At 63.7% G+C, this 18073-nt stretch carries 18 protein-coding genes; 5 read left to right on the top strand and 13 right to left on the bottom strand.

All coding sequences use genetic code 11. From position 1 onward, the window contains the following. Positions 1 to 22: 22 nt before the first annotated feature. Genes FJ417_RS03745 through FJ417_RS03730 form a run of 4 tightly spaced genes read right to left on the bottom strand, consistent with a single transcriptional unit; the run spans position 23 to position 4125 of the window. Positions 23 to 1009: a glycosyltransferase family 2 protein gene (locus tag FJ417_RS03745; protein WP_140782514.1), complete on the bottom strand. Its 987-nt coding sequence runs from the start codon at positions 1007 to 1009 to the stop codon at positions 23 to 25. After that, positions 999 to 1937, bottom strand: a complete 939-nt coding sequence (locus FJ417_RS03740; protein WP_140782513.1) for a glycosyltransferase — start codon at positions 1935 to 1937, stop codon at positions 999 to 1001. The genes FJ417_RS03745 and FJ417_RS03740 overlap by 11 nt, the downstream gene beginning before the upstream one ends. After that, positions 1937 to 2926: a glycosyltransferase family 2 protein gene (locus FJ417_RS03735; RefSeq protein ID WP_140782512.1), complete on the bottom strand. Its 990-nt coding sequence runs from the start codon at positions 2924 to 2926 to the stop codon at positions 1937 to 1939. Before FJ417_RS03735 ends, FJ417_RS03740 begins: the two co-directional genes overlap by 1 nt. A 23-nt stretch (positions 2927 to 2949) precedes the next feature. Then, the gene (locus FJ417_RS03730) at positions 2950 to 4125 is read right to left on the bottom strand and encodes a glycosyl transferase family 1 (protein WP_140782511.1); all 1176 of its coding nucleotides are present in this window, start codon (positions 4123 to 4125) and stop codon (positions 2950 to 2952) included. Positions 4126 to 4320: 195 nt separating this feature from the next. Here FJ417_RS03730 and FJ417_RS03725 point away from each other — a divergent pair, with 195 nt between their 5' ends. Both FJ417_RS03725 and FJ417_RS03720 read left to right on the top strand, forming a co-directional pair. Beyond that, positions 4321 to 5817 carry a lipopolysaccharide biosynthesis protein gene (locus tag FJ417_RS03725; protein WP_140782510.1) on the top strand — a complete coding sequence of 499 codons (1497 nt, stop codon included), beginning with the start codon at positions 4321 to 4323 and terminating at the stop codon, positions 5815 to 5817. A gap of 46 nt (positions 5818 to 5863) precedes the next feature. After that, positions 5864 to 6886 (top strand): phosphoribosyltransferase, encoded by a 1023-nt coding sequence (locus FJ417_RS03720; RefSeq protein WP_140782509.1) that lies wholly within the window; start codon positions 5864 to 5866, stop codon positions 6884 to 6886. A gap of 4 nt (positions 6887 to 6890) precedes the next feature. Here the strand turns inward: FJ417_RS03720 and FJ417_RS03715 are convergent, their stop codons facing one another. The 9 genes from FJ417_RS03715 to FJ417_RS03675 form a co-directional block, all read right to left on the bottom strand. Next, positions 6891 to 7970: a glycosyltransferase gene (locus FJ417_RS03715; RefSeq protein ID WP_140644811.1), complete on the bottom strand. Its 1080-nt coding sequence runs from the start codon at positions 7968 to 7970 to the stop codon at positions 6891 to 6893. A gap of 44 nt (positions 7971 to 8014) precedes the next feature. Further along, positions 8015 to 9235, bottom strand: coding sequence for a glycosyltransferase family 2 protein (locus FJ417_RS03710; protein WP_181183145.1), 1221 nt, complete (start codon positions 9233 to 9235; stop codon positions 8015 to 8017). Between the two features lie 34 nt (positions 9236 to 9269). Continuing rightward, complete coding sequence (locus FJ417_RS03705; protein WP_140644809.1) at positions 9270 to 9713, bottom strand: hypothetical protein; 444 nt, start codon at positions 9711 to 9713, stop codon at positions 9270 to 9272. Between the two features lie 11 nt (positions 9714 to 9724). After that, entirely contained in the window at positions 9725 to 11173 is a 1449-nt protein-coding gene (locus FJ417_RS03700) for a GMC family oxidoreductase (protein ID WP_140782507.1), read from the bottom strand. 90 nt (positions 11174 to 11263) lie between these two features. Continuing rightward, on the bottom strand, positions 11264 to 12595 hold the full coding sequence (locus FJ417_RS03695) for a UDP-glucose/GDP-mannose dehydrogenase family protein (RefSeq protein ID WP_140782506.1): 1332 nt from the start codon (positions 12593 to 12595) through the stop codon (positions 11264 to 11266). 132 nt (positions 12596 to 12727) lie between these two features. Then, positions 12728 to 13612, bottom strand: a complete 885-nt coding sequence (locus tag FJ417_RS03690; RefSeq protein WP_140782505.1) for a glycoside hydrolase family 16 protein — start codon at positions 13610 to 13612, stop codon at positions 12728 to 12730. 130 nt (positions 13613 to 13742) lie between these two features. Continuing rightward, entirely contained in the window at positions 13743 to 14120 is a 378-nt protein-coding gene (locus tag FJ417_RS03685; RefSeq protein ID WP_140782504.1) for a hypothetical protein, read from the bottom strand. Between the two features lie 124 nt (positions 14121 to 14244). Continuing rightward, positions 14245 to 15285 (bottom strand): glycosyltransferase family 2 protein, encoded by a 1041-nt coding sequence (locus FJ417_RS03680; RefSeq protein WP_246687389.1) that lies wholly within the window; start codon positions 15283 to 15285, stop codon positions 14245 to 14247. A 4-nt stretch (positions 15286 to 15289) separates the two neighbouring features. Next, complete coding sequence (locus tag FJ417_RS03675; RefSeq protein WP_140782503.1) at positions 15290 to 16564, bottom strand: nucleotidyltransferase family protein; 1275 nt, start codon at positions 16562 to 16564, stop codon at positions 15290 to 15292. A 500-nt stretch (positions 16565 to 17064) separates the two neighbouring features. Between FJ417_RS03675 and FJ417_RS03670 the strand changes: the two genes are divergently transcribed. The 3 genes from FJ417_RS03670 to FJ417_RS03660 all read left to right on the top strand — a co-directional run bounded on the left by FJ417_RS03670 (position 17065) and on the right by FJ417_RS03660 (position 18073). Next, positions 17065 to 17217: a lasso RiPP family leader peptide-containing protein gene (locus tag FJ417_RS03670; RefSeq protein WP_127229803.1), complete on the top strand. Its 153-nt coding sequence runs from the start codon at positions 17065 to 17067 to the stop codon at positions 17215 to 17217. A gap of 156 nt (positions 17218 to 17373) precedes the next feature. Continuing rightward, the gene (locus FJ417_RS03665; protein ID WP_140650463.1) at positions 17374 to 17673 is read left to right on the top strand and encodes a PqqD family protein; all 300 of its coding nucleotides are present in this window, start codon (positions 17374 to 17376) and stop codon (positions 17671 to 17673) included. Then, complete coding sequence (locus FJ417_RS03660) at positions 17657 to 18073, top strand: lasso peptide biosynthesis B2 protein (protein WP_246672384.1); 417 nt, start codon at positions 17657 to 17659, stop codon at positions 18071 to 18073. Before FJ417_RS03665 ends, FJ417_RS03660 begins: the two co-directional genes overlap by 17 nt.

Raw genomic sequence — 18073 nt, 5'->3', positions numbered from 1 at the left:
TTCCTTCTGAGAGAAAAGATTTCTACCTATCGCCGGCTATCAAATCGCCCGCATGCTTCATCTCCCCACCCCCACGGCGAACTTGCGCCGCAACCCTTCTGAGCCGGACCGCTATCGGCATCGACATATGCCCGATCGCAGCCGGATCCCTCAGCGCCGCGCCGATCGCCTTGAGCGGGGCGCGTGCCTTGATATGCTGAACCAGGGACAGGAACGACGCCGCCTTGCGCAGGCTGCGGCCACGCCTGGCGAAGGCCACCTTTGCGCTGCTGTCCATGGGATATGCCGCCGCGAAGGCGGCGTCGGCGCGCGTCATCGCCTCGACGTGATGCAATTCGAGCACGCGCGAGATCGAGCCGGTGCGGATGTGGTAGACATAGCCGACTGTCGGCTCAACCACGCAGCGGCCGCCGCTGGCCAGCGCACTCGCCAGGAGGATGTAGTCCTCGCCGATGCGCAGCTTCTCGTCGTAGCGCAGCCTGTTGTCGTCGAGGAAGCGGCGCTGGAAGATCGGCTTCAGATAGCCGAGATTGAAACGCGATTCGAAGACCAGATTGCCGGCGATGTAGTCGGCCAGCGAGATTTCGCGCAGGCCCTCGAGATAGCCGGCCGGGAACATGATGTCGTCGGGCGTGCCGTCCTCGCGCACGACCTGCATATTGTCGACCGCAATTTGCGCACCCGCCGCTTCGGCGCGCGAGATCATCGTGGCCAGGCGGTCGGGAAGGACCGCGTCATCGGAATCGAGCACTGCCACCCAGCGGCCGCGCGCCAGGTCGAGGCCGGCATTGCGGGCGCCGCCGGGACCACGATTGGCGGGCAGCGCCACCACCTTGACGATATCTTGCGGATAAGCGCGCGCCACATCCAGCGTGCCGTCGCGCGACTGGTCGTCGACGACGATGACCTCGACTGTCACCCCAAGTTGCGCGATCGCGCCGGCGATGGCGCGGTCGAGAGTGGCCTCCGCGTTATAGGCGGCGATGACGAAGCTGACGTCAGGCTGCACGCTTGTTTCCTTGTTCTGGCGAAGTGAGGCCGTACTGGCGGATTTCGCGGACGCCGACCAAACCGCTGATGACGCCAACGTGCATAATGCCGCGCAGCACGCTGCGGTTCCGTCGAACCGGGCTGATCGCGGTCAAAATGGCCATGCCGAAGCAATAGGCGGCCTTGGCCGAAGCCAGCCCGACCTGGCCGGCGCGGCGCACGCCGCCGGCGCCGCGACCGATCAGGTGGCCATGCGTCTGGCCGAAGCGGAAGCGGCGGCGGCGCAGCCAGTCGAACGCGGCCCTGGCGCGCGGCACGACCTCGTCGACGAAAGCCTCGGGTGCAAAGGCGATGCGGCCGCCGGCCTTGACCATGGCATCGAAGAACTCGGTATCCTCGCCGCCGGTCTGGCCGCGCGCCAGGCTGAAGCGCCGGCCGCGCAGGCTCGCATCGGTCATTTTGAGCAGAACGTTGCAGGTGTAGCCGGTACGGATCTCGCCCCGCACCCAAACCGGCAAGGTGGAATGGAAGTCGCCCTTTTGCATCCAGTCCGGCGCGTCCTGGCGATAATGCGCCCGCACCGGTCCGAGCACCGCCGTGGCGCCCGTGGCGTCGGCCGCCGCCATCAATTCGACCAGCCAGCCGGGAGACGCCGTCTCGTCGTCGTCGATAAAAGCGGCGAAATCCGACACGCTGGCGTCGAGGCAGGCGTTGCGGGCGATCGAGATGTTGCGCGCCGGCGCGTGGCGGTAGCGGACCGGCAGCTTCAGTTCCTCGGCCAATGCCTTCACCAGCCTCTGCGCGCTGGGCTCGTCGTCATTGTCGGCAATGACGACGCCGATCACCGCGCCCTCGGGCTTCTCCAGCGCGGCGACGGAGCGCAGCGTGTCGGCCAGCTCCGGCCGGCGGAAGGTGCAGATGCAGATGTCGATCGAGCGGCTGGCCATCACGCCACCTCGCGCTGCGAGCGCGACGCCAGAAGCTGCTGCCAGAAGCCGACGGACCAGCCGAAATGCATGACCATCGCCGAGACCCCGGCCAGCGCGATGCTGGCGTTGCGCTGGCGTAGCGCCGTCACCAGCCCGTAACCGAGGCACACGGCCATCCACAAAAGGAAAGGCACCGCGGCGGTCCAGTGGACGAAGGAAAACAGGACGAGCAGCACCACGGGCGCCACCAGCAGCGGGATCATCTGACGAACCTTCGGCACCACGCGATGCTTCAGGACGTTCCTGGCGCGGCCGCGGCCATAGCCGAGATACTGGAAATAGAGGCTCTTCAGCGTCGAGCGCGGATAGTAGACCATCTGCGTCCTGCCGCTCATCCAGATGCGGTAGCCGGCCTGGCGCAGGCGGTAGTCGAGCTCGGCGTCCTCGTTGTGGCTGAAGCTCTCGTCGTAGCCGCCGACATGCCTGAAAGCGGCGATGCGGATCAGCGCGTGGTGGCCGTGATCGACCCATTCGCCCTCGGACATGTGCCGGTGCTTCGAGCCACCGGTGCCGAGCTTGGAATTCTGCGCAGCAGCGACCGCCTTCTGCACGGCGCCGGTGCCGGCGGTCAGCATCGAAACGACGACCGAATCGGCGCCGGTGGCAAGGGCTTCCTCGACCAGCCGCTCGCAGTAATCATCCGGATAGCCGCCATGCGCGTCGATGCGGATGAGGTAGTCGGCGCCTTCACCAAGGGTCGCCACCGCGAGATTGATGGCAGCGCTCTGGAGGCGCTTCGGATTGGCGAGCAGGACAATCCGGGCGTCCTTCGCCACGATCTTTTCGACGATGGCTTGCGTGCCGTCGGTGCTGCCGCCGTCGGCGACGACGATGCGGCCGCCGAGCCGCGCCGCAGCGGGCCGCAACTGGTCGAGCAGGCCGCCGATATGGGCTGCCTCGTTGAGGCATGGAATGACGATCAGGATCGATGTGGTGGCCTGCGTCATCGGCTCTTGTGAGTCCCCTGCCATCACGCCACCGCCTCCGTCGTCGCAAAATTTGAAGGCATTGCGGCAAGGCCGCGCAGCTTGTCGACGAAGGCCGCGCAATCGCTGCGGTCGTAGCTCCAGGTTCTGGGGTTGCGCGCCAACACGCGCGACTTCAGGCCGCGATATCGATCCTGATCCATCCGGCTCAGCATCGCCTCGATGCCTTCGGGCGTCGCTTCGGGCAGGAGCACGCCGATGTCTTGCCGTTTCAGGAACCTGCCGGTTTCGGTGTCCGCCATCGAGATCGGCACGGCGCCGAAGCGGCAGCCCTCATAGAGGCGGTTGGGAAGCAGCCATTCGGAATTCTGGCCGGCTTCGAAGAAATCGATCGCCCAGGAGAAATGCACCTGCCCATAGATTGTCGCCATGTCCTCCGGATTGCGGTAAGGCCCCTCGAACGAAAGCCAGGGCTCTGCCTCGACGAAACCGTGAAAATCCGGGAATTCGGACAGCGCCGGGCGGCCTCTCAGCACCACTTCGAAACGCCCCGCCTGGCGGCGGGTGAAATCGGCCAGCAGTTCCAGCGAGCGGCGACAGCGCAGCGCGCCGAACCAGCCGATGCGCCAAGGCGGTGTCGCCGGGCCGTCGTCGTCGGAAGAATGCGCGGCGACAACGGATGCCGCCTCGAAATATTTGTTCTCGATCAGCTCGACAGGCGCGCCGATCTGCCCGAACGGCTCGAAATAATTGGCGATGAAGGCCGGCGAGCTCGTCACCAGAAGCTTCACGTCGCGGGCGAGATGACGTTCGGCGCCACGTAGCGTCCTGCCGACGAAGTCGTCGCGCAGCACCAGACGGTGGATATCGAGGCATTCATAGACGATCGGCACGCTCGCTCCGAGCGCGCCATTGGCGCGGCGGGCCAGCGCCAGCATTTCGAGGTTGCGCGCGATGATGAGATTGGGCCTGGACACGGCGCCCAATTTCGCTCCGATCGACACGGCTGCCTTGGCGACCGCGGCGATGCGCTGCGCGAATCGACCGTCGCGCGTCGCGCCAAGGTCGACAGGCTCGACACCCTCGATTTCGGCGACCGGACCGGTGGTGCGGCGGAAGCCCGCCAAGGTGACCCTGGCGCCGCCTGCCTTGAGCATCTGAACCCTCCGGCGCACCGCCGGGTCGGATACGTCATGCACAAGGTACAAGACATGCAGCATGTAACTCGACCGCTGTTGGCCCACCCATCGGGGATGCTAGTACAGCTTTTGCTGCATCGCAACAATTTTGGTGCGGCGTAGCAAGCGCCCGCAGATTTTTTGTTGCACTGCAAAAACATCTTGCGGTAGCTTATGCATGGCGGCGGGCGCCGGTCGCGACGATGTCGGACCGATGCAAGATCAGGGATCCTGAATTTGGAAACCAGTGCATTCGATCCGCCTGAGGGCTCTCTGCGCAAATCGGTCGGACGCGGCGCGGTCGTCACCGCGATCGCGCAAGGCGTGCGGGTGGCGACGCAGATCATTTCCGTCATCGTGCTGTCGCGCTTGTTGTCGCCGCAGGATTTCGGCGTCGTGGCGATGTGTGCGCCGGTGCTTGCCTTCATCGCGCTGTTCCAGGATTTCGGCCTGACCCAGGCGACGATCCAGAAGAGCGGTATCCGTCACGATGAGGTCAACTACCTGTTCTGGATCAACGTGGCGGTGAGCGCGCTGCTGGCCTGCGTGCTTGCGGCCTCGGCGCCGCTGGTCGCCGCCTTCTATGGCGAGCCGCGCGTGACAGGCCTCGTTGCCGCCTTCGGCCTGCAGATCATAGCCTATGGCCTGGGAGCCCAGCATGTGGCGCTGTTGACGCGCCGCATGGAGTTCACGCGGCTGGCCATCATCGACATCGCCAGCGCCATCGTCGGTGTCGTCGTCTCGATCGCCTGGACCTTCATCGATCGCTCCTATTGGGCGCTGTTCGCCGGCACGCTGGCGAGCGCGGTGCTGCCGACCTTGTGCTACTGGTATTTTTCGCGCTGGCGTCCCGGCCTGCCGCGCAAGGTCGAAGGCATCGGCGCGCTGATCAATTTCGGCGCCGGCATCACCGGCTTCAACTTCGCCAATTTCTTCGCCCGCAACCTCGACAATGTGCTGATCGGCAAATACTGGGGCGAGGCACAGCTCGGCCTTTACGACCGCGCCTACAAGCTCTTGCTCTTCCCGCTCAGCCAGATCACCAACCCGCTGTCGAAGGTGATGGTGCCGGCATTGTCGCGATTGAAGGACGAGCCGGACCGCTACCGCAGCGCCTATCTGCGTGTCATGCCGCTTATCCTTCTGGTCGCGCTACCGGGTGTCGCCTTCGCCACCGCCATGTCGGACACGCTCATTCCCTTCGTGCTCGGCGAGCAGTGGCGGGGGAGCGCGCCGATCTTCTTGGCGCTAGGCTTTGCCGGATTGCTGCAGCCGCTCAACAACCCCGCGGGATGGCTGTTCGTAAGCCAGGGCCGCTCAGGCGACTTCATGCGTTGGGGCATCGTCACCGCCGTGACCTCGGTGCTGGCCTTCGCCATCGGCCTGCCCTATGGGGCGCTGGGCGTCGCGGTCGCCTACGCGATCAGCGAATATATGCGCACGCCCTTCCTGTGGCTCTATGTCGGCAGGCGCGGACCGCTGAAGGCCAGCCATGTGCTTCACGCGGCATTGCCTTTCGTGCTTGGCGCGCATCTGGCGTTCGGCCTGGTCTGGCTCGCCAAACCGATGCTGCAGGCGCCGCCCGTCGTTGCGCTGGCCGCCGGCGCGGCGCTCTCCTATCTCGCCACCATTGTCGTCGCGCTTGCCTTCAGCGCCGGCCGCGAAGCGCTTCGCGAGGCCTTGCGGCTGATCCCGGCACGAGGGGTCCTCGCAGCCCCAAGCGGGGCCAAATGAGCCCGGCCTGCTCGCGAAATGCTGACTTCAGGACAGGGATAACCGCATGAACTACCGATCGATTTCAGACATGAACGACGCGATCGTGCGCAACCTGCACCGGCTGCCGCGCGACATCGACCTGGTTGTCGGCGTGCCGAGGAGCGGCATCCTCGCCGGCACCATGGTCAGCCTGATCGCGAACATCCCAATGACCGATCTCGACAGTTTCCTGGCGGGCAGGATCTACACGTCCGGGATCACGAAACGCTGGGCGGGCCTCGACCGGCAGGCTTCCGAGATGCGCAAGATCCTGGTGATCGACGACAGCATCATCGGCGGCACCGCCATGCGCGATGCGCGCGAAAAGGTCGCGGCCAGCGGCATCGAGGGCGATTTCATCTTCGCCGCCGTGTTCGGCCTGTCGCTGCAGCACGAGGAAACCGACATGGTCTTCGAGGCCGTGCCGCATCCCAGGATGTTCCAGTGGAATTTCATGCACCATGTCTTCCTCGAGCAATGCTGCGTCGACATTGACGGCGTGCTTTGCCTCGATCCGACCGAGGAAGAAAACGACGACGGCCCAGCCTACGAGAAATTCCTGGCCGAGGCGCGGCCGCTGCTTGGGCCGACCCGCAAGATCGGCTGGCTGGTGACAAGCAGGCTGGAAAAATACCGCAAGCTGACCGAGGCATGGCTCGCCAGCCGCGACATCAAATACGATCATCTCATCATGCTCGATCTGCCGAACAAGGCAGAGCGGCAGCGGCTCGGCGCGCATGGCAGCTTCAAGGCCGAGTTCTACCGCAAGTCGGACGCCATCCTGTTCATCGAGAGCGAGCACGAGCAGGCGCAGAGGATCGCCAAGCTCTCCGGCAAGCCGGTGCTGTGCGTCGAAACCAACATGGTGAGCCTGCCCGATCCGATGTCACTGCCGGCGCTGCAGCAGGCGGCGCGCAACCTGCCGGCGCGGCTGAGACAAATCAATTCACTCGACGGGCGAAAGCAGGCCGTGAAGGCGACGGCGCGCGCGCTGCTCGGCGAGCGCGGCTACCAGGCGCTGAAGAACCGGGTGAAGCGCCCGGCATAAGAAATTAGGCGGCGCGGCGGACGCCCTGCCGGGCCGCCCTTTCGAGAAGATCGAGAAACACAACCAATTGCCGCGCGGGGTCGAGCTCCGGGCGTTTGGAGAAGGCGATGGCCGCGGCCGAAAGCCGTTCGTATTCCGGGCGGTCGTTCCACAGGCGCCGGACCGCCGCGGCCCAGTCGGCGACCGGAGCATCGTAGTCGAGCAACACGCCGCCGGGCCCGATGGCTTCGGGCAGGCCGCCACGCTTCGATCCGACGACCGGGATGCCGCTGCAATGCGCCTCGGATGCGACGCGGCCCCAGGCTTCCTCCCATTTGCTCGGGGCAAGCAGGATCCTGGTGCGGCCATAGACCGTCTTCATGTCGTTGGTGCGGTTTTCGAGCGTAACGTTCGAGAGCGGCGCGATGGTCTTCTCGACGCGGGCGCGGTGGTCGTCGTCCAGCTTCCAGCTTTCCACGAACAGGAAGGGAATCTCCGGACAGGCGGCCGCAATCTTGACCGCCAGATCGAAACCCTTTTCCTCATAGGGATTGATCATGGTGACGAATTCGCCGGTCGTGTGCGTGCAGTAGAGCGCGTCGTTGATGGTCGGCGGAAGCACGATGGACTCGATGCCGAATTTTTCCTTGTAGGTGCGCGCCGTGAACTCCGAATTGGCGATGTATATAGCCGAACCGAGTTCGCGCGGATCGCCGGCGAGTTCGTGAAACTCGACATTGTGGAGATAGACGACCAGCGGCACTCCCTCCGCCAGAAGCGCCTTTCCGAGCAGGACCGACTTGTGGCACTGCACGACGGCGACATCGGGTCTGGTTTTCCCGACGGCGAAGCCGGCCGCCTCCCAGGGGTACCAGGCGCGCATCACCGGATAGCCGGGGAAATTGTCGACAACCGCGGGCTGCCGCAACAGCTTCATCTTGGCGCGCGCCTTGAGGCCGAACATGCCGTCGCCGAACAGCGAGGCGAGGACCGATGCCTGGTGGCCGTGCTCGATCAGCTGCTCGACCAGATGGTGGGTGTTGGATTGCACGCCGCCGGTGAACTCGGGAATGTACCCGTTGCCGCTTGCAAAAAGCACTTTCATCATTCGACTCCTAATCCGGACCGGCGGATGAGCATGCGCGCTGATCAGCTTGCGCCGCGCGCCAATGGAAGCTTCGAAGTCATTGCCTGACACAGGCGGCTGACCGAGGCGGAAAGCGATAGCGTCGAGTACTCCCGCAACAACTTCGATGCCGGGATCACCTTTCCCGCCTTCAAGTCCTGCGCCAGGTAGTGAGGAAACGAATGCATGTATTCCCTGACGATGTCGGCCTTCAGCGCTCCCGACTTCCATGCCTTCACCGCCGAGACGAATTCGTCGGCGGGGGCGGATGCCAGGCCCGTATCGTAGGCTTCGAATGTACGCCGCACGATGGCGCGTTCCTTGTCGCTGAGCGAGGTCTTTCCGGCTCGTTCGGCAAGCAGGGCGTAGCGGCGGATGTCTTCGGCCGCGTGGTGCCATAGACCCTTCCTGGCCATGATGCTCGAACGCTGCAGCAATGCCTGCATCTCGAGATCGGCCGTCTTCGGCAAGGCCTGCTCCGAGCGGTCGAGATACTCATGCAGATCGACCGACTTGTAGACTTCTTCCATGATCACCCGGTCGTACGAGCCCCAGGCCTTGATCCGGTCGGTATAGGAAATCACCACCTTGGTGCTGCCGCGGACCATGTCGTGCTGGCGCTGGAAGAACATGAGGCCGTCGACCCTGATGCCCTTGAACCGGCGTGCAAGCCTCAGCATCATCTCGTAGTCCTGCGACCGGACAAGGGTTTCATTGAAGCCTCCAACCTTGTCGTAGCATTTGCGGCGCACCAGCAGGCCCGGTTGGTGGACGTGGCAATATTCGAGGTGGGACGGAAAGAAATTGTCCTGGCTGACGTGGCCGAACGCGACGATCTCGTAATTCTGCTCTTGGATCTGAGCCGACTGCTGGAAACGCGCATATTCACCGAAAGCGAAATCGGCGGCCGGCTCCCGATCGAAGGCGGCGAGAAACCGCTCGAGCGCCGTCGGGTGCGCGACGTCGTCGTCGTCGAATATCCAGACGAAATCTCCCGTGCAGTGCTTCAGGGCGAAATTCAGCGCCGTCGATTTGCCGCCATTCTCCTTGCGGTAATATTCCACCGGCGCGGGGAAAGAGGCCGCCACCGCGCTGGTGTTATCCGTCGAGCCGTCGTCTACGATCAGGATCTGATCCGGCGCCACGGTCTGCTGGAGCAGGCTGGCGATGGATTCGGGCAGGAACTTTTCCCGGTTGAAGGTAGGAACGATGACGGTGACCGTCGGTTTCCGCGGTGCAGCCATTGGTGACCTCATACTGTCTTCTGTTCCGCCTGCCTTACGCATTCTGCAGATCGAGATTGGCGAAGGGATTGGTGCATGGATGCCAGCCGGTGAAGCGGATCGGATCGTCGGGCGAACTGCGCCAGGCATAATCGGTCAGCATGTGGAACTCGGCGATGACCCAGCGGTCGAAATGGCGGAGGTCGCGCCGCTTGTCCTGAGGCAGCAGCTCGCGCGCCTTGCCGAGCTTCACCGTTTCCGCCAGCGTCACCACATCGGCTACCTTGGCGCTCGGGAATATCCAGGGGTTGCGGTTCTGGAATTCGAGCACGAATTGCTGCAGGTGCTCGATGCGCATGTTGAGCGGCCCGAAATATTTTTCGAGCGTGACGCGAACCAGATCCTCGTCCGATAAGGACGAGATGGCAGCGGCCGCGATGCCGGTGGAGGCAATGCCGCCGGCGACGATGGCCAGCGCGGTGCGGCGCGTGATCTTCATCGACCCCTCCCTCATGCCGCCAGCTTACCCGCCGCCCGCAAGGACAGGGCAGCCGCGGTCAGGCTTGGATTGGCGCAGGAACAGCTCGGATAGGTGCTGGTGCCGACGACCACGAGGTTCCTGAACTGGTGGTGGATCATGTCGCGGTCGACCACGGAATCGACCGGGCCCGTGCCCATGCGCAGCGTGCCCTGCACATGCGATTCGGTCGGCCTTATGCCGCGATCGAAAATCTGTTCGACCGGCAGCGGCTTGAGCAGTTCCGGCAATCTTTCCAGCGCTTTCGCCATGCCCTTGGTGGCGTAGTCCGACGCGCCCCTGAAGGTCACGAAGGCGTTCTCGTCCTTGTCGAGCACAACGCGGTTTTCCGGGTCGAGCAGGTTCTCGGTGACGATGACCAGCGGCAGCACCTGCCGCAGCCTTCCCTTCTCGGCACGCATGCCATGCTGCCAGCGGTTCTCGAAATAGACGAGCGCCGCCGCATGCTCGGCCCGGTGCGGCCCGTCATAGAGACTGAAATTGAGGCCGGTGGTGATGGTCGAGCCGTCGAAATTGTCGACGCCGCCGAGATAGGCTTCGTAATTCCAGCCATAGGATTCGTGCAAGCCCAAGCCGACGAACTCGCCGCCAAGTCCGGAGCGCAACATGATCGCCGGGCTCTGTATGGCATTGGCGCCGAGGATGAAGAGATCGCCGCCGACCGAATATTCCTTGCCCTTGCGGACGAAGGTGACGGAGCGGACCGCACCGCCGGCATGATCGAACCGGCGCACCTCGGCGCCGAGACAGACCGAGACGTCCGGATGCTGGAACACATGCATCAGCCCGTTGTTGACGGTGAACTTGGCGTCCGCCGGACACAGCCAGCATCTGAGATTGGCGCAGCATGAGGCGCGTTGCGAGGTCGCCACGCGCGCCCGGGCGGTCGGCATGACGAAATGCTGATCCGGCTGCGCCGCCTTCATCATGCGGTCGGGTGTCGACATGCGATGCGGCGGCTGCGGAAACGGCCGCGAGCGCGGCAGCATCCGCGCCATGTCGGGATCGCCGGAGATCGACATGACCTCCTCGGCATCGCCATAGAACGGCTCGAGGTCGTCATAGCTGATCGGCCAGTCATTGCCGACGCCGTAGGTGCTCTTCAGCTTGAAGTCGTTGGGATGGAAACGCGGCGTCTGCGCGAACCAGCAATTGGTGCCGCCCCCAAGACCGATCGTGTAGTTCCACGGCTTGTCGGGATTGTCAGTATCGTAGGTGGTTTCATCGTCTATGTCGGTGTTGGCGTTCTGGCTGAGCTGCCACTCATGCGTGTTGTGGCGGCCCCATTCCAGCACCAGGACGCGGGCTTTGCGCCGCTTCAGGAATTCGTGCAGGAAGAAGGACGACCCGAAGCCGGATCCGATGACGACGAGATCGAAATGCTCGCTGGCGATTTGTTCGGGCCGAACGTCGAGCACCATCAGATCGAACCCTCCTGCTCTACGCGCATGGTCATTGTCGGCGCCGTTGTCGTTCGCGGCGGCGATCGTCCTCGAGACAAGCGGCCATCGTCATGCCGCCATCCTGCCGATCGAGAAATATTCGATGCCGTAGCGCGCGATCACCTTGGGATCGTAGAGGTTGCGGCCGTCGAAGATGACCGGCGTCGTCAGCGCATCCTTGAGCGCGTCGAAGGACGGCGCGCGGAAGCTCTTCCATTCGGTGCAGATCAACAGCGCGTCGGCGCCGCGCAGCGCCGCCTCCTTGGTGCCGCACAAGAGCAGGTCGTCGCGCAGGCCGTAGATCGCCTGGCATTCCTGCATCGCCTCGGGATCGTAGGCTTGGACCTTGGCGCCGGCCGCCCACAGCGCTTCCATCAGCGTGCGCGACGGCGCCTCGCGCATGTCGTCGGTGTTGGGCTTGAAGGCCAGCCCCCAGACGGCGAATGTCTTGCCCCTGAGCGCGCCCTTGAAATAGTGGTTGACCTTGTCGAACAGGACCGACTTTTGCGCATTGTTGCGCTCCTCGACGGCGCGCAGCAGCTTGGCGTCGAACTTGACGCCCTCGGCGGTCTTGATCAGCGCGCGCACGTCCTTCGGGAAGCAGGAGCCGCCATAGCCGAGGCCGGGATAGATGAAGTGGTAGCCGATGCGCGGATCCGAGCCGATGCCCTTGCGCACCTCCTCGATGTCGGCGCCCAGCTGCTCGGCGAGATTGGCCATCTCGTTCATGAAGCTGATCTTGGTCGCCAGCATGCAGTTGGCGGCGTATTTGGTGAATTCGGCGCTGCGCACGTCCATCACGATCATCTTCTCGTGGTTGCGGTTGAACGGCGCGTAGAGCTCGCGCATCACCATCTCGGTGTCCTCGCTGGACGTGCCGACGATGATGCGGTCCGGCTTCATGCAGTCGGCGACCGCCGAGCCCTCCTTGAGGAATTCGGGGTTCGAGGCGACGTCGAAGCCGAGATCCTCGCGACCGCGTTTCTTCAGCGTTTCGGCGATCCTGGCCTTCACCTTTTCGCAAGTGCCGACCGGCACGGTCGATTTGCCGACGACGATCTTGGCGCTGTCCATCTCACGACCGATGGTCTCGGCGACGGCGAGCACATATTTCAGATCGGCCGAGCCATCCTCGCCCGGCGGCGTGCCGACCGCGATCATCTGGATCTGGCCATGCCTGACCGCCGCTGCCGCGTCCGTGGTGAAGCGGATGCGGCCGGCCGCGCGGTTTTCCTTGACGAGGGCCTCCAGGCCCGGTTCGAAAATCGGGATCAGGCCCTGGTTGAGCCGCTCCACCTTCTTCTCGTCGATGTCGACGCACACCACCTCGTGACCGACCTCGGCAAGCACAGCGGCCTGGACGAGGCCGACATAGCCAATCCCAAACACCGTCAAATTCATTTGGTTCTATTCCTGTCAAAGGCCGGGCCACAAAAGGTGGTCCGGCCGGTTCAGATGTCCCTCAGGCCTAACGGCCCAGTTGGTTCGGCATGATCTTAATCTGCAAACCAGTTCCCACTTTCGGGATCATGCCTAGTTGGAATTACTTATGCTGCATGCCAGCGATTCAGGAAACTGGCATGGTTGGCCCAAAGCGGTGAAAGCGACGCGCTTGACCTCCATGGTCACCTTGCTGCCGGGATCGACGAAGGCGCCCATCCAGTTGGTCAGCTTGTCGCTGCCCCAGAGGCTGAAGAAGATTTTCTGCGAATGCGTCGGCAACTCGTCGGGGTTGGTCACTTCATGGACGAGCTTGCCGTTGACATACCAGCGCAGCCGGTCCTTCTCCCATACGAAGCCGTAGTCGTTGAAACCCTTGTCGGCGCCGCCTTCGACGTCGACCAGCTTGCCGTTCTTCGGCTTGCCCTGGATGTAGCTGTTGACCTGCACCTTCGACGGATCCTTGGTGAGGACCTCGAAGTCGATCTCGTCCCAGGGCTGTTTGTCCTGCGGACCGATATAGGAGAAGAAGGCGGCGTTGAGGCCTGAGCCGGTGCCGGTCTTCATGCGCGCCTCGTAGACACCGTAGCCGTAGCGCTGCTTGGTCTGGATCTCGGCGCAGGCGAAATCGCGATCCTTCAGCTTGCGCTTTTCGAAGCCCAGCGACAGCACGCCATCGGAAAGCCGCACGAGATCCTTCGACCAGGTGCAATTCTGATGGGCGCCATTGGTCCAGCCGTCCGAGACGAACCAGCGGGACCGGTCGAAATTCGAGAAATTGTCGACGAAGGACGGCGCGCTTTGCAGTTCCTGTTGCGTCCCTTGCGCGTGCGCCGGATGCGGACTCGCCGCAAGGGTCGCTGCGATAGCGAACAAGGCGCCGACCACGCCGAGCCGCAGGCTGTTTAATCCATTCCCGGGCGTATGCGACTTGTCGCACACCGCCATGGTGGAGGTGTTGCTGGGATCTGCGTTCATAACAAACTCACCTTGTGTTGTCCGCCCAACCCAAAGTCTTCCTTGGCCCGCGCGAGCGAGCCGCTTCCGATCCTTCGCCCTCTTGAACTCCTCTAATGTCTCGTACCGATGACGACACCCGAAGGCGCCGTCAGCCTCTTGCCGCGGACTGCGGTGCAGACCGATCGGCACCATCCTCGACGATCGCGTCGAGCGAATGACGCAGTTCCTTCACCAGGCCTTTTTGGCGAACGAGCTCCGCAATGCGCCGCTCGCAGTTCAGGATCGAATTCGTCATCGCGCTGACATCCGAGCCCTTGCTGGTCGACGCCGAACCATTCTCCATCGCCTCGACCAGAAAGGCCGCGTTGGCGGCCGTCGACCTGTAGCGATTCTCCAGCCCGGCCTTCTCCGCCTCGATCTCGGCAGCGATCTGGTCGAACAGCTTCGCCAGCCGATCGAAACGCTGGAGATCGGTCTGGCGGTCGCGAGCCGGATCCCGGGATCTGAAGCCAAAAATCGAAGCCATCCTGTCGGCCTTTCGAAATTGCTGCATTGCAGCATAGACTGCCACTACCGCGGCGACTAGGCAACATCATAGTTTTGCGAATGCGGATTTTTTGAGGGATGACGGCTTGCGGCGTGATGCGGGATCATTCGTTCGCGGCGCTCGTCGCCGCCATCAGGAAGCGCGTCGGCGGTATTTGTTGCTTTGCAGCAATCCCGGCGCGGCGGAACAGCGCGTCGAGTTTGTCGGTGGCGACGCCGCGCACGATCGGGATCAGATTCGACTGGCTGGCGAAGGCATAAGCCGCGGCCGACGCCAGCCCACGCTCGGCTTTGACGTCGAGGAAATTGCGCAACCGGTATTTGTCGCGGACATGGCGCTCGTGGCGCCGCAAGGCGGCCTTCGAGCGCTCCGGAAGGTTGTCGAGCGCCAGCAGCGCCAGGTCGGCATCGGCAAGACGCTTCAGATCCTGCGTTCGATGGCGACCGCTCAGCGAATCGGCGCGGACGATCGCGCCATAGCCGCAGGACTTGATGACCTTGAAGCGCGCCCCGCGGGCGACAGCGCGCGCATAGAGTTCGTAATCTTCGCCAAGACGCAAGCTTTCATCGTAAGCCAGCCTATGCCGTTCGAGAAAAGCCCTGCTGATTACCGGCTTCAGGAAACCGAGCTCGCCGCGCAGGACGCGGCGGCGCGAGATGTTGCCGTCGATGAAGCGCTCGAAATCGAGAAATTCCGGATCGGCCGCGAAAGGCGGCGCGGCGACCTTGGCAAAGTCTGTCGCGGCATCGTCGCGGATCAGCATGATGTTGTCGGCCGCGAAATCCCAGTCGGTGCTGGCGAAAAGCCGGCGGAAGCGGCCTTCGAGGAAGAAATCGTCGGCGTCGAGAATGCTGATGAAAGGCGATCTTGAAGCCCGGATAGCGGCGTTGCGCGCGGCGGAAGGACCGCGATTGACGTCGAGGCGGATGACGGCAAGCCGGCCGCTGCCGTCGTCGGCGGCCAAAGCCACGTCGCGGGTGTCGTCGGTGGAAGCGTCGTCGACCACGACGACTTCGGCGACTTCCCTCTCGCGCAGCGCCGAAGCGATGGCGGCGGGGATCGTGCGCGCCGCATTGCGGGCGGCGATGATGACGCAGACCCCCAAGGTCGCCATCGGGCTCGTCACAGGCGTCGTCACGGGCATGGGCTCACCTTTCGCTTGCATGAGTGGCCGCCCCGCCCACGATTTTGATCATTTCGCTCCGCGCCGGCTCAATCGTGGCCGGGCGCTCGAAGATGCGCCGGCTGAGGTCGGCGGAGGCAGCCCAGCCGGCTTCAGCCAGGTAACGGACCGGCTCGCGGCCGCAGAGCTCCCACAGTACATGGCGGCGCTGCGGCCAGCGCAGCGACGCGAGCCAGGGCGCGACCACCATGTGGAAGAGATCGGCGTTGTCGATGCGCGCCAGAATGCGGGCGGCGCGATCCGAAAGCAGCGTGCCAGCGGCGCCGAGCAGCACGTCCGCGGCACGCAACCCCAAGAGCAGCGTGTCCGCCAGGCCCTGCTCGGCGGCGTGGTCGAGAACCATCCGCTGCTCGGCTTCGCTCAGACGGCTGGCGCTGGCCCTGACGTCGCAGACATAGCCGGCGCAGGGCTCGCGGTTGAAAAAGGCCTTGGCGACGCTGATCGCGGACAAAAGCAAGGTGTCGGCCGCCGAGATGATCGGCATGGCGGCGCCGGCGACCGCGACTTCGCGCTTGCGGCGCAGGAAGCCGTCGATGTCGCGGGGGCTGGGCGACCCCGGCTGCTGGAGCCGGTGGTGGAGGTCGACGGTCGAGGCCCTCGTGCCGTCTTCGCGAACCATATGCTGCTCGCCGAGGAAGCGCACCCACCAGACCGAGCGCGACTTGCCGGCAACCTCATAGCCGATCGTGCGCAACGCATCGCGGGCCCTGGCGAAACCGGTCGGCGAAACCAGTATGTCGACATCGCCGGATGGCTTCATGAAATGGTCGCCATAGAGCAGATGCTGCTGCAGCGGCCCCTTGAGGAAGACGAAATCGACCTGGCTTTCGCGCAGCACGCGATCGATGGCCATCGAATCGCCGATGCAGGCGGCATTCATCGACATGGTGCGCCGGCGGTAGCCGTCGAGCCAGGCAGGCAACTCCGCTGGCGCGGCATTCCCGGGCGTATGCGCGAGCGCCTTGAGCAGGAAGACGGCGACCTTGTTCAGCCTGGCGATGTCGGCGACATTGGCCGCCGAGATTGTTGGGGCAGCCGAGATTGTTGGGGCTGCCAAGATTGTTGGGGTCGCTGAGATTGCCGGGGCCGACGAGATTGTCGGCGCGGGCATGTCGGCCCGGCCGCCCGTGATGTCGACGCCTGGCGCGAAAAACAGCCTCAGGCAGGCCTGCACATAGGCGACTTCGTCAGCGCAGCCGGCGGCGCGCAGCCTTTCATAGGAGCCATCCTGCATCGCCATGCCCGATGTCGTTCTCCGCAAAATGCCGCCCGCGCGGTTTATACCGCACCTGCGAAGAAAAGCATCGAGAAAATTGACGAGATCGCCCAAAAGCGGGCAGAGGCCGGCTCGCGACTGCAACCACAGCGTTTAAAACCGCTGCACGCTCAATCACTTTTGAAGACAAAACCGGATATGCCAACGCGAGCCGGAACGTGGCGATTTCTTGCAGCAAATTCTTCGCATTTGCGAAATGAATTTCTCGCCTAGCAAATTATCATAATTAAATCAGATGCTTATTTAAACGGCAAAGACCTACGGTTGAATTCGTGGACGGCTGAGGTTTAGGATGACGGCGCCTACACCTTGATTACCAACGAAGGCGAGCGCAACCAAGAATTGATTAATGCTTGGTAAATCAGGCTTGACTCATGGATGGTGCCGTGCAGCAATCGCATTGCAGCATAGCGATATGCTGGCGGCAGCCTGCAGCCGCTTCCAGTCCTTAATTGGAGAGTAAAATGGAACAGAATGTTGAAAAGCATGAGTACGAAACCCCCAGCCTGACGGTTCATGGTTCGATTGAAACGATCACGCAGGGCGGTGCTGGCACGACGGCGCTCGACGCGAGCTTTCCCGCGCACACGCCGATCGGCGAGCTGACTTTCTCCTAAAGCTTACAGACATCCGGGAGTCGAAGTTGGGGCTCCGGGTGTTCTCCAACAGGTGAGCCCGGGGGGCTTTTGTCCCCCGGCTTCCTGCCGGGGATCGACGGCAACCGATCCACAGCAACGTCTGACGGCGCGGCGGGCCAGCAACGAGGTTTTAGGATGCACTGGAACCCTTCGGACGATGACCGCGTCGTCGCGACCAACGAGGCGGTGGCTTGTGAATTCGGCGCCGGACTGGCGCTGCTCCACCTGAAATCCAATGTCTATTACAGCCTGAACGGCGTCGGCGCCTTCATCTGGGAGCAGATCCAGGAGCCGCGAACGGTCCTCGATATCCGCAGCGCCGTGCTTGCGCGCTACAATGTCGACGCCGAACGCTGCAAGGCCGATGTCGAGGGCTTGCTCAAGGGGTTGAGCGAAGCAGGGCTTGCGAGGCTCTACAGTGAGGAATTGGTCTAGGCTCCGCTCGCTGAGCGGCCAGGAAATGCTGTTTCTGGCGCGCTGCCTGACGGTGGTGAGCGCGGTACGGCTTGCGCTGACGCTGTCTTCCTACAACCGTGTCCGCAGCCTGGTGACGCGGCTGGACGCCGGACGCGATGCCAGCATCGCCGACCTGCGGCGTGTCGCATGGGGCGTCGCGGCCGCGGCGCGGCTCGTGCCAGGCGCCAGCTGCCTTACCCAGGCGCTGGCTGGACAGTATCTGCTCGCCCGCCAGGGCAGCGCCTCGAAGATCAGCATCGGCATCGAGAAAGGAACGGGCAGCGAGCTCAAGGCGCATGCCTGGCTGATGAGCGGCAACCACATCGTGCTTGGCGGCTCGATCAAAGGATTTGCCCATCTGGTCGACCATGGGTCGTGA

This window comes from Mesorhizobium sp. B3-1-7 (assembly GCF_006439385.1).
GTDB lineage: Bacteria > Pseudomonadota > Alphaproteobacteria > Rhizobiales > Rhizobiaceae > Mesorhizobium.
This window is presented reverse-complemented; position numbering and strand designations above follow the sequence as displayed.

Excerpts from the sequence above, each read along its gene's own strand:
- FJ417_RS03740 (WP_140782513.1), bottom strand. The coding sequence starts at position 1,937 with ATGGCCAGCCGCTCGATCGACATCTGCATCTGCACCTTCCGCCGGCCG.
- FJ417_RS03735 (WP_140782512.1), bottom strand. The coding sequence starts at position 2,926 with ATGACGCAGGCCACCACATCGATCCTGATCGTCATTCCATGCCTCAAC.
- FJ417_RS03730 (WP_140782511.1), bottom strand. The coding sequence starts at position 4,125 with ATGCTGCATGTCTTGTACCTTGTGCATGACGTATCCGACCCGGCGGTG.
- FJ417_RS03720 (WP_140782509.1), top strand. The coding sequence starts at position 5,864 with ATGAACTACCGATCGATTTCAGACATGAACGACGCGATCGTGCGCAAC.
- FJ417_RS03715 (WP_140644811.1), bottom strand. The coding sequence starts at position 7,970 with ATGAAAGTGCTTTTTGCAAGCGGCAACGGGTACATTCCCGAGTTCACC.
- FJ417_RS03710 (WP_181183145.1), bottom strand. The coding sequence starts at position 9,235 with ATGGCTGCACCGCGGAAACCGACGGTCACCGTCATCGTTCCTACCTTC.
- FJ417_RS03705 (WP_140644809.1), bottom strand. The coding sequence starts at position 9,713 with ATGAAGATCACGCGCCGCACCGCGCTGGCCATCGTCGCCGGCGGCATT.
- FJ417_RS03700 (WP_140782507.1), bottom strand. The coding sequence starts at position 11,173 with ATGGTGCTCGACGTTCGGCCCGAACAAATCGCCAGCGAGCATTTCGAT.
- FJ417_RS03695 (WP_140782506.1), bottom strand. The coding sequence starts at position 12,595 with ATGAATTTGACGGTGTTTGGGATTGGCTATGTCGGCCTCGTCCAGGCC.
- FJ417_RS03690 (WP_140782505.1), bottom strand. The coding sequence starts at position 13,612 with ATGAACGCAGATCCCAGCAACACCTCCACCATGGCGGTGTGCGACAAG.
- FJ417_RS03685 (WP_140782504.1), bottom strand. The coding sequence starts at position 14,120 with ATGGCTTCGATTTTTGGCTTCAGATCCCGGGATCCGGCTCGCGACCGC.
- FJ417_RS03680 (WP_246687389.1), bottom strand. The coding sequence starts at position 15,285 with ATGCCCGTGACGACGCCTGTGACGAGCCCGATGGCGACCTTGGGGGTC.
- FJ417_RS03675 (WP_140782503.1), bottom strand. The coding sequence starts at position 16,564 with ATGGCGATGCAGGATGGCTCCTATGAAAGGCTGCGCGCCGCCGGCTGC.
- FJ417_RS03670 (WP_127229803.1), top strand. The coding sequence starts at position 17,065 with ATGGAACAGAATGTTGAAAAGCATGAGTACGAAACCCCCAGCCTGACG.
- FJ417_RS03665 (WP_140650463.1), top strand. The coding sequence starts at position 17,374 with ATGCACTGGAACCCTTCGGACGATGACCGCGTCGTCGCGACCAACGAG.